Annotated in this window: 13 protein-coding genes; 9 read left to right on the forward strand and 4 right to left on the reverse strand. The window is 63.9% G+C overall.

Translation table 11 applies throughout. The annotated features are described in order from the left end of the window. Nucleotides 1-61: 61 nt before the first annotated feature. From AC3WS7_RS13535 to AC3WS7_RS13570, 8 genes are all read left to right on the forward strand, one after another. The gene (locus AC3WS7_RS13535) at nt 62-1882 is read left to right on the forward strand and encodes a methyl-accepting chemotaxis protein (protein WP_492656717.1); all 1821 of its coding nucleotides are present in this window, start codon (nt 62-64) and stop codon (nt 1880-1882) included. A 94-nt stretch (nt 1883-1976) separates the two neighbouring features. Then, on the forward strand, nt 1977-2879 hold the full coding sequence (locus AC3WS7_RS13540) for a dienelactone hydrolase family protein (RefSeq protein ID WP_492656718.1): 903 nt from the start codon (nt 1977-1979) through the stop codon (nt 2877-2879). Continuing rightward, nucleotides 2876-3694 (forward strand): ZIP family metal transporter, encoded by an 819-nt coding sequence (locus AC3WS7_RS13545; RefSeq protein ID WP_296470337.1) that lies wholly within the window; start codon nt 2876-2878, stop codon nt 3692-3694. The genes AC3WS7_RS13540 and AC3WS7_RS13545 overlap by 4 nt, the downstream gene beginning before the upstream one ends. Then, nucleotides 3684-4097: a hypothetical protein gene (locus tag AC3WS7_RS13550; protein ID WP_492656719.1), complete on the forward strand. Its 414-nt coding sequence runs from the start codon at nt 3684-3686 to the stop codon at nt 4095-4097. Before AC3WS7_RS13545 ends, AC3WS7_RS13550 begins: the two co-directional genes overlap by 11 nt. An 81-nt stretch (nt 4098-4178) precedes the next feature. Further along, nucleotides 4179-4889 carry a CerR family C-terminal domain-containing protein gene (locus AC3WS7_RS13555; RefSeq protein WP_492656720.1) on the forward strand — a complete coding sequence of 237 codons (711 nt, stop codon included), beginning with the start codon at nt 4179-4181 and terminating at the stop codon, nt 4887-4889. Nucleotides 4890-4917: 28 nt separating this feature from the next. Then, the gene (locus tag AC3WS7_RS13560; protein ID WP_492656721.1) at nt 4918-6324 is read left to right on the forward strand and encodes an efflux transporter outer membrane subunit; all 1407 of its coding nucleotides are present in this window, start codon (nt 4918-4920) and stop codon (nt 6322-6324) included. Nucleotides 6325-6368: 44 nt separating this feature from the next. Beyond that, nucleotides 6369-7592 (forward strand): efflux RND transporter periplasmic adaptor subunit, encoded by a 1224-nt coding sequence (locus tag AC3WS7_RS13565; protein ID WP_492656722.1) that lies wholly within the window; start codon nt 6369-6371, stop codon nt 7590-7592. A 12-nt stretch (nt 7593-7604) separates the two neighbouring features. Further along, on the forward strand, nt 7605-10709 hold the full coding sequence (locus AC3WS7_RS13570; RefSeq protein WP_492656723.1) for an efflux RND transporter permease subunit: 3105 nt from the start codon (nt 7605-7607) through the stop codon (nt 10707-10709). A 7-nt stretch (nt 10710-10716) separates the two neighbouring features. Here AC3WS7_RS13570 and AC3WS7_RS13575 read toward each other — a convergent pair whose 3' ends face one another. Together AC3WS7_RS13575 and AC3WS7_RS13580 are read right to left on the reverse strand one after the other, a co-directional pair. Further along, complete coding sequence (locus tag AC3WS7_RS13575; RefSeq protein WP_492656724.1) at nt 10717-12852, reverse strand: ATP-binding protein; 2136 nt, start codon at nt 12850-12852, stop codon at nt 10717-10719. A 59-nt stretch (nt 12853-12911) separates the two neighbouring features. After that, complete coding sequence (locus AC3WS7_RS13580; RefSeq protein WP_492656725.1) at nt 12912-13781, reverse strand: sulfurtransferase; 870 nt, start codon at nt 13779-13781, stop codon at nt 12912-12914. A 392-nt stretch (nt 13782-14173) separates the two neighbouring features. Here AC3WS7_RS13580 and AC3WS7_RS13585 point away from each other — a divergent pair, with 392 nt between their 5' ends. Next, entirely contained in the window at nt 14174-14509 is a 336-nt protein-coding gene (locus AC3WS7_RS13585) for a hypothetical protein (protein ID WP_492656726.1), read from the forward strand. Nucleotides 14510-14575: 66 nt separating this feature from the next. Here AC3WS7_RS13585 and AC3WS7_RS13590 read toward each other — a convergent pair whose 3' ends face one another. Together AC3WS7_RS13590 and AC3WS7_RS13595 are read right to left on the reverse strand one after the other, a co-directional pair. Beyond that, nucleotides 14576-15463 carry a DMT family transporter gene (locus tag AC3WS7_RS13590; RefSeq protein WP_492656727.1) on the reverse strand — a complete coding sequence of 296 codons (888 nt, stop codon included), beginning with the start codon at nt 15461-15463 and terminating at the stop codon, nt 14576-14578. A 79-nt stretch (nt 15464-15542) separates the two neighbouring features. Then, nucleotides 15543-16718, reverse strand: coding sequence for an aromatic ring-hydroxylating oxygenase subunit alpha (locus AC3WS7_RS13595; protein WP_492656728.1), 1176 nt, complete (start codon nt 16716-16718; stop codon nt 15543-15545). Between the last annotated feature and the right edge of the window lie 16 nt (nt 16719-16734).

Raw genomic sequence — 16734 nt, forward strand, 5'->3', positions numbered from 1 at the left:
GATCGGCTGGCGACGCCCCCTGTCGCATGGATATGGATAACTAAACTAAAGAGGTCGACGTATGGGACTCAATGGACTGAAGATTGCCACCAAGTTGTGGGCATTTATCCTGCTGGTGATTGTCGGCATTTGTGCGGTAGCCATCGTGGGGCTGTTGCGTAGCGCAAACATTCTGTCCGAGGGGCGAGCGAAACAGTCCCAGATGGAAGAGTTGGTGCAAATCTCCACAGAGTGGAATGGTTTGACCATGACCAACGCGGCGCGCAACCAGGCCATCATGCTGGCAGAGGGCAACGCGGTGAATGAGTCGTTCAAAGAGCCCATCAACGCGACCTCGGCCCAGATCAGCGAGTTGCAGAAGAAAATCGAAGGCATGCCCTTGACCGAGGCGGACAAGGCGCAGATGAAAAAAATAGGCGATCTGCGCAAATCAGTGATTGAACTGCGCACCAAGGCCCGCGATGCCAAGACCGGCGGCAATCCCGACGAGGCCCTGAAGATCATGAACGGCCAATACCTTCCCGCCATGTCTGCCTACATTGCGGCCCAGAAAGAAATGGTGGAGTTGCAGAAAAAGCAGCTGCATGACGCCAAAGAAGACACCGAGCGACGCCGGGGCACCAATAGTCTGGGCATCATGGTGGGCTTGGCGGTGATTGTTGCGGCGATCTTCGCGGGCACGGCTTGGCTGGTGCGCTCGATCCGCGAGCCCCTGGCCCAGGCCAATGACCTGGCAGCGCGTATTGCCCAGGGCGACCTGAGCTCGGTGATCTCCACCAACCGTGCCGACGAATTTGGCACCTTGCTGGTGTCTTTGCGCACCATGAACGAGTCTTTGGCCGGCATGGTGTCGCAGGTGCGCAGCAGCACCGACAGCATCGCCATTGCCAGCGCCGAAATTGCCACCGGCAACAACGACCTGGCCCAGCGTACCGAGCAGACCTCCAGCAATCTGCAGGCCACGGCCTCCAGCATGGATGGCCTGACCATCACCGTGCAGCAAAGTGCCGACAACGCCCGTCAGGCCAGCGCGCTGGCCGCCAGTGCCTCTAGCGTGGCCCAGCGCGGCGGTGAGGTGGTGACCCAGGTGGTCAGCACCATGCAGGAAATTGACGCCAGCAGCAAGAAGATCAGCGACATCATCAGCGTGATCGATGGCATCGCCTTCCAGACCAACATCCTGGCCCTGAACGCAGCCGTGGAAGCCGCGCGTGCGGGTGAGCAGGGCCGTGGTTTTGCGGTGGTGGCGAGTGAAGTGCGCTCATTGGCTGGGCGCAGCGCCGAAGCGGCCAAAGAGATCAAGGGCCTGATCGGCACCTCGGTGGAGAAGGTTGAGTCGGGCACCAAGCTGGTGACCGATGCCGGTGCCACCATGCAGGAGATCGTGCAAAGTGTGCGCCGCGTGGCCGATGTGATTGGCGAAATCACCGCGGCAGCGAACGAGCAGAGCTCAGGCATTGCCGGTGTGAACAAAGCCATTGGCAACCTCGACCAGATGACGCAGCAGAACGCCGCGCTGGTGGAAGAAAGTGCTGCGGCGGCGGAAAGCCTGCGCGAGCAGGCCGACCGCATGAAGCAGGCCGTGGCCGTGTTCAAGGTGGGGGCTGTGTCTGCGCATGGGGTGGAGCTGGCCGCGGTGCCCGTGCGATCGGCGACGCCCAAGGTGCCCCCCTTCAAAGGCCCCGAGCGTCGGGGCGGTAGCGATGCCGGCCCCGCGGCACGTGCCGCGACACCCAAGCCGGTGGTCGCCAAGGGGGCTCCTGCCAAGAAGCCCGCACCCCGCACTCCACCGCCCGTGGTCAACACCACTGCCAAGGTGGTGCCCCAGACCACGACCCGCGTCACCCCAGCCGGAGGTGACGACGACTGGGAAACTTTCTGAGCTTGCGCGGGTCCGCCAAAGACCCGCACAGTGCATCCGATTTGGGCTTGTGCCTACACTGCGGGTTGCGTCTTTACAACCCGAGGAGAATTCCGTGTTTGATGCTTTGAAGAGCCAAGTCAACTCCCTGCTGCCTGGCAGCTCCACCGAAGCCGGCGCCACCCGTCGCACCGCCCTGAAAACTGCATTGGGGGTGGGGTACGCCGCCACTGCCATGCCCATCAAGGCGCAGACCGCCATCAAGACACCGGCCACCGGTCTTGCCGCGGGGGAGGGCATTTTTGATGTGGATGGCTCCACCGTACCGTTTTATTACGCTGCCCCCGAGGGCAAAAAGAACCTGCCCATCGTGCTGGTGGTGCAAGAGATTTTTGGCGTGCACGAGTACATCGCCGATACCTGCCGCCGCTTCGCCAAAGCAGGGTATCTCGCTATCGCTCCCGATTTGTACGCCCGCCAAGGCGACGCTGCCAAGTACACCGACATCGGCAAGTTGCTGGCTGAAGTGGTGTCCAAGGTACCGGATGACCAGGTGATGGGTGATCTGGACGCGGCAGTGGCCTGGGCGGGTGAGAACGGTGGCAACGTGAAGAAGGTCGCTGTCACCGGTTTCTGCTGGGGCGGTCGCATCACCTGGCTGTATGCCGCGCACAGCAAAAACGTCAAGGCCGGTGTGGCCTGGTACGGCCGTTTGGTCGGTGCCAGCAATGCGGTCAATCCCAAGCACCCGCTGGAGCTGGCTGCTTCATTGAAGGCGCCGGTGCTGGGTTTGTATGGCGGGCAGGATGGCGGTATTCCGCTGACCACGGTGAATGAAATGAAAGAAGCATTGGCCGCAGCCAAGGGCAATGCAGCAGCACAGGCTTCGGAGTTTGTGGTCTACCCGCAAGCGCCCCATGCCTTCCATGCTGATTACCGCCCCAGTTACCGCAAAGATGCGGCAGAAGACGGTTTTGCCCGCGCGCTGGCCTGGTTCAAGACAAAGGGCGTGGCTTGACTCTGATTGCGATTTTGATGGGCACCTTGGCGGCCGGCATAGGAAGTGTGTGGCTGGCTGCCGCCCTGAGTTTTGGGGCACTGGGGCGCTATACCCAGCACATGTTGAGCCTGGCAGCCGGCGCCCTGATGGCCACCGCTTTCATGCATTTGCTGCCGGAAGCCTTTGAGAGCCAGGCCGGTGCGCGGGACCTGTTCCTGGTGCTGCTGGTGGGGCTGGTCTTCTTCTTTTTACTGGACAAGGCCGAGCTCTGGCACCACGGCCATGAACACCACCACACCGATGATGGCCATGGGCACGACCATGGCCATCTGCACCACGGGCACGCACATGCCCACCGCCCGGCGCAGCCCGAACGGTCCATGGCGGGTACCTGGGCTGTCTTGGCGGGCGACAGCGTGCATTGCTTTGGCGATGGGGTGCTGATTGCCTCTGCGTTTATGGCCGACATGCGGCTGGGCGTGATTGCCTCGCTGGCGGTGCTGGCCCATGAGGTGCCACACCACATGGGGGACCTGGTGGTGCTGCGGGCTGGCACGGCCAGCCGCCGTGCAGCGCTGACCAAGGTGTCGCTGGCCGGGGCGGTTACCGCCATTGGCGGGCTCAGCGGGTATTGGCTGGTGGAGCAGTTGCAGGACTACCTGCCGTTTTTTCTGGTCGTGGCCTCCAGCAGTTTCATTTATGTGGCCCTGGCCGACCTGATCCCCCAGTTGCAGAAGCGATTGAGCGCCCGTGAAACCACGGCCCAGATTGCCTGGCTGATGGCGGGTATCGCGCTGGTCACCGTGGTGAGTGGCCTGGCACATGCACATTGATGGTTCGCTGATGTGGGAGTGGCAGCTCAGCGAGAGTGAGGTTTCCGAGGCACACCAGCATGCGGACCGGGTGACGCTGCATTTGTCCGCCGTGACGGCACGTGCCCTTGGCGCGCAGCCGGGTGAGGCCCCATCGGCCTGGGGCTACGCGCAAGGGGTGATCCTGGACCTGCACCAGGCCCAGGTCCAGCAGTGGGACGGCTTTGCTGCGGGGCGCATCGCGCAAGGGCGCCTGACCCAAGACGGGCAGTCCCTGCTGTCCATCCCCTTGCCAGTGGTGCGCATGGTGCCCAACCATCTGGAACTGCGGTTTGCCAACGGTGCAGTGTTGGAGCTGACGGCACAGGCCTGGCAATGCCGCTTCGGGGGCGAGGCCCGTTTTCGCGAGTCCTACGCCTGCTGAAGCCCCCAAAACCCCGTTTTGAAATGGGTTTTTGGGCCTAGTTAAATCAAACGTTTGATTTAACTCACTACAATCCGCGGCATGTCCGCAGTCCCCCACCCCGAATCCGGCCTGCCCGCCGCTGCCTTGGCCAAGCCCCTGCGCAGCGATGGGCAAGAGGCCCGCACCCGCTTGCTGGATGCTGCGCTGGTGCTGTTTGCTGACAAAGGCTTTGCCAAGACCTCCACCCGCGAGATCGCGCTGGCGGCCCAGGTCAATGTGGCGTCCATCAGCTACTACTTTGGTGACAAGGCCGGCCTGTACCGCGCGGTCTTTACCGATCCACGCAGCAACCCCAGCGTGGAGCCCGCCAGCATCGACCATCCCGCGCAAAGCCTGGCGGAATCGCTGCGCGCGATGCTCAACACCTTCACCGAACCCATGAAAAACGGCGTGGCCATGCAGAACTGCATGAAGCTGCACATCCGTGAAATGCTGGAGCCCACGGGCCTGTGGCAGGCCGAGATCGACAACAACATCAAGCCCGCACACATGGCGCTGGTGCAGATGCTGTGCCGCCATCTGGGTGTCACACAGGCCGACGACGATGTGCACCGCCTGGCGTTTTCCATCGTCGGGCTGGGCATGATCTTGCATGTGGGCAGCGACGTCATCCAGGCCATCCGCCCCGCGCTGATTGGCTCGCCCGCAGCCATTGATGCCTATGCAGACCACATGCTGCAGGCCGCCCTGGCCATGGTGGCGGGCGAGCGCCAGCGCCGTGCCCTGCCGCCTGTGCCTGCCCAGTCCTGATTTCTCTTACCTACTAGCTCCCACAACCATGCATTTGCCCCATTCCCGACGCGTTCCTGGACTGGCCACGCTGTCCGTCCTGACTCTGGCGCTGACCGGTTGCGCCATCACCATGCCCGCCACCCAGGTGGAGGCCCCGGTCACCGCGCAGTGGCAGGCGCCGCTGCCGCACCAGGGCACCGTGGGCAGCCTGTCCCAGTGGTGGCAGCAGCAGGGCGACCCGGTGCTGGTGGCGCTGATTGAAGCCGCGCAGGCGGTGAGCCCCTCGGTGGCCCAGGCGATGGCCCGCGTGGAGTCCGCACGGGCCCAGCGCACCACCGCCAGCGCCGCGCTGTTGCCCAAGGTGGATGCCTCCGTGGCGGCCAGCCGTGGTGTGAGCCAACCCAATGTGCCGGTGGCCACCACGCAGACCATTGGTCTGCAAGCCGCCTGGGAGCTCGATCTGGTAGGAGCCAACCGCGCGGTGAGCAAGGCCGCCGACGCCCAGCTCCAGGGCACCCAGGCCCAGTGGCACGATGCCCGCGTGGCGGTGGCCGCCGAGGTGGCCAACACCTACTACAGCCTGTCCACCTGCTACCAGCAGCTGGAGGTGGCCCGCAAAGACGCCGCCTCGCGCCAAGAGACAGCCCGCCTGGCCGGCATCAGTGCCACGGCCGGCTTTACCGCGCCGTCTGTGGCGGCCCTGGCCCGCGCCAGTGCGGCCGATGGCAGCAGCCGTGTGACGCAGCAAACCGCCGCCTGCGAAATTGACACCAAGGCGCTGGTGGCGCTGACCGGTGTGCCCGAGGTGGATTTGAAGCAAAAACTGGCCTCAGCCCTCACCAAACCTGCGCAAGCAGCTCCTGTTTCCATAGCAAGCGTGCCCGCCCAGACGCTCACCCAGCGCCCCGATGTGTTTGCCGCTGAGCGTGATGTGGTGGTGGCCAGTGCCCAGGTGGGCAGTGCCAAGGCCCAGCGTTACCCGCGCCTGACCCTGAGCGGCAATGTGGGGGCCCTGCGCTACAGCAGCATGGGCACTGAGACCAATCTGGACACCTGGTCCTTTGGTCCGCTGGCGCTGACCCTGCCGATTTTTGATGGCGGTGCGCGCAAGGCCAATGTGGTGGCCGCCGAGGCCAACTACACCCAGGCCGTGGCCGTGTACCGCGCCAAGGTGCGCCAGGCCGTGCGCGAGGTGGAAGAGGCGCTGGTCAACCTGCAAAGCACCGACGCCCGCAAGCAGGACGCCGAGGTGTCCACCCGCGGGTATGCCGAATCGCTGGCCGCCACCGAAGGCCGCTACGGCCAAGGCTTGGCCAGCCTGGTGGAGCTGGAAGACGCACGCCGCTCGGCCCTGGCGTCCCAGTCGGCCCAGCTGGCGCTGGCGCTGGAGCGCAACCGCGCGTGGGTGGCCCTGTACCGCGCGCTGGGCGGCGGCTTTGAGCCCGGCAACTGAACCACGCAACCCCCTCTTTGATTGATTTGTAGCGAGACCACACCATGAACCGTCTGATGAACCGCCTTCCCTTCCAACCCCTGACCCTGGGTCTGATGGCTGCCGGCCTGATCACCCTGGCCGGTTTGGGCCTGTTTGCCACCCGCAGCCAGGCAGCCGATGCGGATGCAGCCAAGCCTGGCGCCAGTGCCGTGGCCAAGCCTTCCCTCACCGTGACCACCATCCAGGCGCAAAGCGGGATGTTGCCCATCAAGCTGGCCGCCAACGGCAGCGTGGCCGCCTGGCAAGAGGCCAGTGTGGGCACCGAGGTGAACGGGCTGCGCGTGCAGGAGCTGCACGCCGCCGTGGGCGACAACGTGCGCAAGGGCCAGGTGCTGGCCACCTTTGCGGCCGAGAGTGTGCAGGCCGACGTGGCGCTGGCGCGTGCAGCCGTGTCCGAAGCGCAGGCCAATGCAGCCGAAGCTTTGGCCAACGCGGACCGCGCCCGTGCCGTGCAGGGCACCGGCGCACTCAGCGCCCAACAGGTCAACCAGTACCTCACCGCCGAACTCACCGCCAAGGCGCGCGTCGAGTCGGCCAAGGCCCAGCTGGATGCGCAGCTGCTGCGCCTCAAGCACACCGAGCTGCTGGCCCCCGACAGCGGCACCATCTCCTCACGCACCGCCTCGGTGGGCTCCGTGGTGGGGGCGGGCACCGAGATGTTCAAGCTGATCCGCCAGGGCCGCCTGGAGTGGCGCGGGGAGGTGACCTCGGCCGAGCTGGGGCGCATCACAGTGGGCACCAACGTGGTGGTCACCTCGCCCACAGGGGCGCAGGTCAAGGGCCGCGTGCGCATGCTGGCACCCACGGTGGACGCGGCGACGCGCAACGGCCTGGTCTATGTGGACCTGAGCAGCGCTGTGGTCGGTGGCAAGACGGCTCCAGGAGCCTTCAAGCCCGGCATGTATGCGCGGGGCGAGTTTGAGTTGGGCAGCTCCGGCGCGCTGACCGTGCCGCAGACCGCCGTGGTGGTGCGTGATGGTTTCAGTTACGTCTACCGTGTGGGCCCGGACAATCGCATTGCCCAGCTCAAGGTGCAGACCGGCCGCGTGGTGGGCGACCAGATTGAAGTGCAGAGTGGCGTGAAGCCCGAGGACAAGCTGGTCGCCACTGGCGGCAGCTTCCTGAGCGAGGGCGACTTGGTCAAGGTGGTGGAGGCGCCCAAGGCAGTTTCCAAGCAAAAAGAGGCTGTAGCCCCCGCCAAACCTGCGCAAGCAGCTAGCAAATAAGGAGCAAAACATATGAATGTTTCTGCTTGGTCGATTAAAAACCCGATACCGGCGGTCATGCTGTTTGTGCTGCTGACGCTGGCGGGCATCATGTCCTTCAACGCCATGAAGGTGCAGCAGTTCCCCGACCTGGAGCTGCCCACCGTCACCGTGTCTGCCAGCCTGCCCGGTGCCGCACCGGCGCAGCTGGAAACCGAAGTGGCGCGCAAGCTGGAGAACGCCATTGCGCCGCTGCAGGGCCTGAAAAACATCTACACCAGCGTGCGGGATGGCAGTGTCTCGGTGACTGCCGAGTTCCGCCTGGAGAAGCCCACGCAAGAAGCGGTGGACGATGTGCGCAGCGCGGTGCAAAGCGTGCGCAGCGATTTGCCCAGCGATGTGCGCGACCCCATCGTGAGCAAGATGAACCTGTCGGGCGCGCCCATCCTGGCGTTCACCATCCGCTCCAGCAATATGGACGATGAGGCGCTGAGCTGGTTTGTGGACAACACCATTTCGCGTGCTCTGTTGGGTGTGCGCGGTGTGGGCTCGGTGGCCCGTGTGGGGGGTGTCACGCGCGAAGTGCAGGTGGCACTGGACCCGCTCAAGCTGCAGGCGCTGGGCGCCACCGCGGCCGATGTGTCACGCCAGCTCAAGCAGGTGCAAACCGAGAGCGCGGGCGGCCGTGCCGACCTGGGCGGATCGGAGCAACCCATGCGCACCCTGGCCACGGTGGCCACGGTGGAAGAGTTGTCGCAGTTGGAGCTGAGCCTGTCCAGCGGCAAACGGGTGCGTTTGGACGAAGTGGCCACCGTCAAAGACACGGTGGCCGAGCAGCGCAGCCTGGCACTGCTCAACGGCAAGTCGGTGGTGGGTTTCGAGATCACCCGCAGCAAGGGCGCCAGTGAAGTGGAAGTGGGCGCTGCAGTGACCAAGGCACTGGCCGACCTGAAGGCGCAGCACCCCGATCTGGAGCTGACCCAGGCCTTCGACTTTGTGACCCCGGTGCAGGAAGAGTTTGATGCCTCCATGACCATGCTGTACGAAGGTGCGGTGCTGGCGGTGATTGTGGTGTGGTTCTTCCTGCGCAGCTGGCGCGCCACGCTGGTGTCCGCCGTGGCGCTGCCGCTGTCGGCCATTCCGGCTTTCATCGGCATGAACTACATGGGTTTCACCACCAACATCGTGACGCTGCTGGCGCTGTCGCTGGTGATCGGTATTTTGGTGGACGATGCGATCGTGGAAGTGGAGAACATCGAGCGCCACCTGCGCATGGGCAAGACCCCCTACCAGGCCGCGATGGAGGCGGCTGACGAAATTGGCCTGGCCGTGATTGCCACCACCTTTGCTCTGATTGCCGTGTTCCTGCCTACCGCCTTCATGAGTGGTGTGGTGGGCAAGTTCTTCAAGCAGTTTGGCTGGACCGCGGTGTTTGCCGTGTTTGCCTCGCTGGTCGTGGCCCGCGTGCTCACGCCCATGATGGCGGCCTACATCATGAAACCCTCCACCCATGTGCACGAAGAGCCGGTGTGGATGCCGCTGTACCTGCGCATGACACGCTGGACGCTGACCCACCGCTGGACCACCATGTTCGCGGCCGTGGCCTTCTTTGTGGGCTCGCTGTTTCTGGTGCCGCTGATTCCCAGTGGTTTTATTCCGCCCGATGACAACTCGCAAACCCAGGTGTATGTGGAGCTGCCTCCGGGCAGCACGCTGGTGCAGACCTATGCCGCAGCCGAACACGCACGCAGCCTGGTGGGCAAGGTGGCGCATGTGAAGAGTATCTACACCACCATTGGTGGCGGTGCGGTGGGGTCCGACCCCTTCCAGGGCGGTGCCACGGCCGAGGTGCGCAAGGCTACGCTGACCGTGCTGCTGGACGAGCGCGGTGCGCGTCCGGTCAAGCAGGTGATCGAGAGCCAGATGCGAGCAGCACTGGCCGAGTTGCCGGGTGCCCGTTTCAAGGTGGGACTGGGGGGCTCGGGCGAGAAGTACCAACTGGCCCTGAAGGGTGAGGACCCCGTCGCGCTGGCGCAAGCGGCTGCCGCGGTGGAGCGTGACCTGCGCAAGATCCCCGGCCTGGGCAACATCAGTTCTAGCGCCAGCCTGACGCGTGCCGAGATCGCCATCCGCCCTGACTTTGCCAAGGCCGCCGACATGGGCGTCACCAGCAACGCGATTGCCGAAACCCTGCGCATCGCCACGGTGGGCGACTATGAGTCGGCCCTGTCCAAGCTCAACCTGAGCCAGCGCCAGGTACCCATCGTGGTCAAGCTCGACACCGATGCACGCCAGGACCTGGAACTGCTGGGCCGCCTCATGGTGCCCGGCGTCAAAGGCCCGGTCATGCTGAGCCAGGTGGCGGCGCTCGAAATGTCCGGCGGCCCCGCCGTGATCAGCCGCCTGAACCGGGTGCGCAACGTGAACTTTGAGGTGGAGCTCTCCGGCGTGCCGCTGGGCGAGGTGACCGAGGCCGTGGCCAAGTTGCCCAGCATCGTGAACATGCCCGCCGGTGTGCAGCAGCTTGAAGTGGGTGACGCCGAAGTGCAGGCCGAAATGGTGGCCGGCTTTGGCATGGCCATGCTGACCGGCGTGTTGTGCATCTACATCGTGCTGGTGCTGCTGTTCAAGGACTTCCTGCACCCGATCTCCATCATCCCCGCGGTGATCCTGTCCTTTGGTGGCGCCTTCATGGGCTTGCTGGTCACGGGCAAGATGTTGTCCATGCCGTCCTTCATCGGGCTGGTGATGCTGATTGGTGTGTCCACCAAAAACTCGATCCTGCTGGTGGAGTACGCCATCATGGCGCAGCGCGAGCATGGTCTGAGCCGTTTTGATGCGTTGATGGATGCCTGCCACAAGCGCGCGCGCCCCATCATCATGACCACCATTGCCATGGTGGCCGGCATGCTGCCGCTGGTGATTGGCCTGGGCAGTGCCGACAACAGCTTCCGTGCACCGATGGCCGCAGCGGTGATTGGTGGTCTGATCACCTCCACCATCCTGAGCCTGTTGGTCACGCCCAGCTTCTTCACCATCGTGGACGATATCGAACACTTTGTGGGCCGCATCAAACGCATGGTGCTGCGCCAGCCGACCGCGCCAACGCTGCCCGCTGTGGTGGCCGAGCCGCACTAAGGCTGGTTTAGTCGTCGGCGTCGCTGTGCGGCGCCGGCGCCACGCGCGGCAGCGTGATGGTGACGGTGGTGCCCGCACCCAAGGTAGAGACCACACTCAGGCTGCCGCCCAGTGTGGATTTGACGAGGTTATCCACGATGAACATGCCCAGGCCCGTGCCGCCGCTGCCAATGCGGGTGCTGAAGAAAGGCATGAACATTTTCTCCAGCGTCTCGGGTGCAATGCCTCGGCCATTGTCCTGGCACACCAGGGTCACCTCGTTGTCGCTAGCCTGCGCCTTCAGTTGTACTGTGCCCTGGGCCATGCCTTCAAAGGCGTGCAAGTAGGCGTTGTTGATCAGGTTGATGACTACCTGGCCCAGCGGGCCGGGGTAGCTGTCCATGGCAATGCCTTCGGGCACGTCCAGCGTCACCACATGCGCCTCGCGCTTGAGGCTGGGCGCCAGCGTGTGCAGCACTTCGCCCAGCACCTGGCGAAGGTCGAACTCGCGGCGCTGTTCGCTGGCCTGGTCGGCCGCCACCTGGCGGAAGTTCTTCAGCAGCGTCACCGCGCGCTCCAGGTTGCGCATCAGCAAGGCATTGCCCTCGCGCACCTGCGCAATGAACTCGGTCAGCGATGAACGGCGCAGCGCGCCCGCATCCAGCAGGGCCTGGAAGTGTTTGGCCTGGTCGGCCAGGGTGCTGGCCGTCATCAGGCTGTTGCCCATGGGCGTGCCCATTTCGTGGGAGACGCTCGCAATCAGCGTACCCAGCGTGGCACGTGCTTCGCTGCGGGTGGCCTCTTCTTGCATGCGTTGTTCCAGCGATGCATTGAGTTGGCGTATGCGTTCTTCGGCCTCTTTGCGTTCGGTGATCTCCAGGTTGGTACCTCCGAGGAGCAGCGGTTTGCCCTCGGCATCGCGCTCCAGCAACTGGGCGCGTGAGCCAATCCAGATCCAGTGGCCTTGCCGGTGGCGAATGCGGTATTCGTAGTCAAAGTGGGGCGTCTTGCCGGCGTAGTGGTCGTTCAGCGCCAGGAAGAACTTGCTCAGGTCATCCGGGTGCGTCAGCGCGAGCCAGCGGGTGTACAAATCGGGTCCCAGCTCCTCCACGGTGTAGCCCGACATGGTGGCCCAGCGCTCGCTGACCTGCAATACCCGGGTGCTGTAGTCGAACTCCCATGTCGCCACCCCCGTACCTTCCATGATGTTTTGCAGGCGCTGCTGCTCCACAGCCAAAGCTTCGCGAGCGCGTGAGGCACGGTGCCGTGCAAATTCGATGCTGCGCCGGTAGCGCTGCGCCCGCCACACCGCGGCCGCCACCAGGCTGGTGAGCAGCAGGCCCGCACCCAGTACATAGGGCGCGTAGCTGGAGGTCAGGTCTGCATAAAACGCGGGCCGCGGATGCAGCACCACTTGCCAGGGGCGGCTGGCCACATCCAGTGCCACCACAAAATCGTTGTGCGTGGTGTCGGCGTGGTGGGCGTTTGCTGCGTCGGTGGTGGTGTCTATGCGCGCATAGATTGCTTTGTCGTTCGCGCGTGTGCCGCCCTCCAGGTCGTAGACCATCAGGTCCATGCCCACCAGGTTGGCACGGTTGCCAGCGTCCTGTAGCAAGGCATGCAGTGGCACGATGGATTCCACAAAGCCCTGGTGGCGCACGATGGAGTCGGTGGCCGCATCGCGTTCGTAGACGGGGGCGGCAATGGCAATGGCGGGTACATCCGCACCGTCGTGGCTGGGGCTGGCCACCGTAAACACTCCCGAGGCCACGGGTCGGCCCATCACGCGGGCTTGTTGCGCGTGGGCGGCCTCGCTGCCGCCGGTGGGTACCCAGCGGATGGCCGAGAGCGTGTGCAGGTCGGCCATCACGCGGCGGCTCAGCAAGTCCAGCTGTTTGCGCTGTACCTGTGACTGGCTCTCCAGTACCAGGCTGATGTTGTGGGTGGCTTCTATGGTGCGGTGAACGTCCAGCTCCAGCACATCCTGCACGGTGCGTGCGCTGGCGGTGTGGATGTTTTGCTGGCGCAGAGTCTCGGTCTGCCGCAGGCCCCCAAAGGCCAACAAGCTGCACAGCGTACCAATGCCCAGCACCGCGGCCAACACCAGGGCATCGGGCAGTGGCTTGCCGTCCGGGCTGTGTGAAGGAAGAGGCTCGGGCACCATGTCCCGCAGTGTAGTGCCGCCCGCAGGGCAGGGAAAGCCGGGGGGTTTTGGGGCGCGGGCTAGCCCTGCGCGACCGGACGGGTGGGCACGCTGCACCACTCGCTCCAGCTGCCGGCAAACAGCGCGGTGCCGCCCAAGCCCGCAATCTGCATGGCCAGCACATTGGGCACGGCACTCACGCCGCTGCCGCAGTGGTGCACCACGTCCTGGGGCTTGCGGTCGCCCAGCAGGGCTTCAAACTCGGCCCGCAATACGGCGGCAGGTTTGAACAGGCCATCGGGCCCCAGGTTGCTGCTGAACACGCGGTTGAGCGCGCCCGGAATATGGCCCGCCACCGGGTCGATGGGCTCCACCTCACCGCGAAAACGCGGTGCGCCGCGTGCGTCGATGATGTGCTGGTGGTTTTGGCCCAGGTTGCGCAGCACAGTGTCCACGCCCACCAGCGTCACCAGCGGGTCGCCCACGGCAAAGGTGGTGGCGGCACGCGGTGCCTCGGCACCACTGGCCACGGCACCGCCCGCCGCCTGCCAGGCCTGAAAGCCTCCGTCCAGCACCGCCACATTCGCATGGCCCAGCCACTGGAGCATCCACCACAGGCGGCCGCAGTAGTTGGCACCCTGGCGGTCGTACACCACCACCTGGTCGGTGTTCTTGAGGCCCACGCTGCCCAGCCACGCGGCGAACGTGTCGCGCGAGGGCAGGGGGTGGCGCCCGCCCGAGGCGGCACCCGTCGTCGCCGGGTCGCCTTTGGCGCTGAGGTTGTTGTCCAGGTGTGCATACAGCGCCCCGGCAATGTGGCTTTCGGCGTACTGTGCCGGGCCTTGCGCGGGCTGCATCAGGTCACAGCTGCAGTCGAAGATGACGGCGGGTGTGGCGCTGGCTTGCAGGGCTTGGAGTTGGGCGACGGAGATGAGGGTGGTGTAGGGCATGGTGCATCCATTATCTATTTGCTTTGTGTGGCTTGGTTTGCGTTCGCAGGGCCATGTGGCGCATACCCGGTGGCCTCATCAGTCCGCTGCGCGGCCAGCAAATCGGCTACCGGGTACGCGCCACATAGCCCTGGGTGTTGGGTGGGGTGGAGGAAATTAAAGTGTTGTTGTGATGTGAAAGAATGCTTTTACAAAACATGCACTTAGTTGCAACAGGAGAGGTGCTCATGATGAATATCCAGCCATGCTGTTCCGCACTTTTGCGGCCTATATCAAGTTAGACCTACTGATCGTCATCTATGAGCGCATCAGATCAGATAGCCCTGCTAGCCCTAGTCGTCTCACTCCTTAGCTTTTGGTTGAGCTATAGAGCGCACACTACCGCGCGCCGCGTGAATGCTGCAGAAAAAAGAACCGAAGCACATTCGATCTTGCTCGGAGTCCTCCTAGAGGCCCAAGACCTCCGAGACCATCTGCAGTCCGCACTAGGCAACTCGCATGTTGAAGGTTCTTTACGAGATCGACTAATCGGTATCGGGGTCAAGCTTTCCGAGACGATTTCCAACATAGAAGACAGCCTCAAGTGGCTTCGATCCAAAGAGTCTGAAGACTTGATAAAACTTGAAGACTACAGATCGCACGCACTTGAGGTTGAGGCACGCATTCGCAATCTGGCTCCAGAGATCAAGGAGCTTGAAATCCCTATCAAGTCGTTCTGGGAGGTCTGACGCTTCCATCGAGAGGGCGTTAAATCTGCGTTTGAGGCTGCCTATTGATTCGACTACCTGAAACAGTCAATGCTCTTCCGCCGGCGTATTCGGCATAGCCCGCGAGCGCAGCACGGTAGCCAGTAGTCCGCTGGCCACGATGACGGCAATCCCAGCCCAGCCCATGGGCGCGATCTTGTCGCCAAACAGCAGCAGGCTGAACAGGGCGGCAAACACGATGCCCGAGTACTGCATGCTGGCCACCACCAGCGTGGCGCCCTTGCGGTAGGCGCGGGTCATGCACCACTGGCCCAGCGAGGCGAGGATGCCGATGGGGATGACCCACAGTGCGTCCTGCAGGCGCACCTCGGACCAGGGTGTCACATCGGTAAACAGCAGGCCCACGGCGCCCACCAAGGCCGTACCTACCGAGAAATAAAACACCGTGCGCTCTTCGGGTTCGCCCACTTTGCCCAGCGCGGTGACCTGCATATACGCCAGCGCCGCGCCCATGCCCGAGAGCAGGCCCACCACACCGGCAAACAGCTGGTTCTGGTCGATGGTGGGGCGCAGGGTCATGACCACACCCACAAAACCCAGCAGCACGGTGCCCAGCAGCGGGCCTTGTTTTTGGGCGTCGCCATAGAGCAGGGCGCCGCCCACGATGAAGGCCGCCACCCAGACGCCGCTCATGTAGTTGAGCGTCATGGCGGTGGCCAGGGGCAGGTGGGCGATGGCGTAGAACCAGGCGCTGAGCGAGAGCACGCCGATGGTGCTGCGCCACACGTGCATCATGGGTACGGGCGTGCGCAGCGTGGCACCGCGGGCGCGCACCACGATGGCCATGAAGACCATGCTGACCAGGCCGCGGTAGAGCACCAGCTCCAGCGTGCCGAAGCTGTTGGATGCGTACTTGATGCCCACGGCCATCAGCGCAAACCAGAACGAGGCCAGGACCATCCACAAGGCTTGCATGGGGTGTTTACCAGTCAAATAGGGTGCTAGCCCGTATGGATATTGCGCGAGCAGCTATTAAAACAATAGTGGTGTGGGCTCAGGCAGTCAGCCCGGAGAGGTCTATCTTGCCGCGGTACCACTCGTGGAAGTGCTGCATGCCGTCTTCCATGGGGCTCTGGTAGGGGCCGACTTCGTTGTCACCCCGGTCAAACAAGGCGCGGCGGCCGGCGTCCATGCGCTCGCCGATCTCGTCGTCCTCGATGCAGGTTTCCATGTAGGCGGCCTGTTGGGCCTCCACAAACTCGCGTTCGAACGCCGCAATTTCCTCGGGGTAATAGAACTCCACCATGTTCATGGTTTTGTTCAGCCCCATGGGGAACAGGGTGGACACGGTCAGCACATGCGGGTACCACTCCACCATGATGTGGGGGTAGTAGGTCAGCCAGATGGCGCCGTACTGCGGGGGCACGTTGTTGCGGTAGCCCAGCAGGGCCTTGTGCCAGCGCGCATAGATGGGGCTGCCGGCCTTGCCCAGGCGGTTGGCCACGCCCACGGTCTGCACCGAGTAGTTGTCTTTGAACTCCCAGCGCAGGTCGTCGCAGGTCACAAACTGGCCCAGCCCGGGGTGGAAGGGGCCTACGTGGTAGTCCTCCAGATACACCTCGATGAAGGTCTTCCAGTTGTAGTTGCACTCGTGCATTTCCACCTTGTCGCGCACATAGCCCTCAAAGCTCAGGTCGGCGCGCGGGCCCATGTTCGCCAGTTGGGCGACCACGTCCACACCGCCGTTGGCACGGTGGTCCTCGAACAGCAAGCCATTCCACTCTTGCAGCTTGTAGTTGTTGAGGTTCAGGCAGGGGTCGTGGGCAAAGTGGGGCGCACCGATCAGCGTGCCGCTTTGGCTGCCGTTGCCGCCCGCATGGGCGCCACTGTAGGTCCAGCGGTGCAGCGGGCAGACGATGTTGCCGCTTTGCACCTGGCTGCCGCTGTGCGTGAGCGAGCCGCTGCCTTTGAGCATGACGGCCTGGCGGTGGCGGCAGACGTTGGAAATCAGCTCAATGCCGCCCGCATTGCGCACCAAGGCCCGGCCTTCTTTTTCTTGGGGCAGGGCGTAGTAGTCCCCGACGTTGGGGACGCTCAAGGAGTGCCCCACGTAGCGGGGCCCTTGCTGAAAGATACTTTGCATTTCAAGCGCGTAGAGCGCCGGGTCAAAGTAGCTCGAAACTGGTAGTTGGCTGTGTGCCTGCTGCAGTTGAAGACTTAAATCAGACATGGGTGACCTGACCTAA

This window comes from Rhodoferax sp. EU05-FHT12H12 (assembly GCF_058791215.1).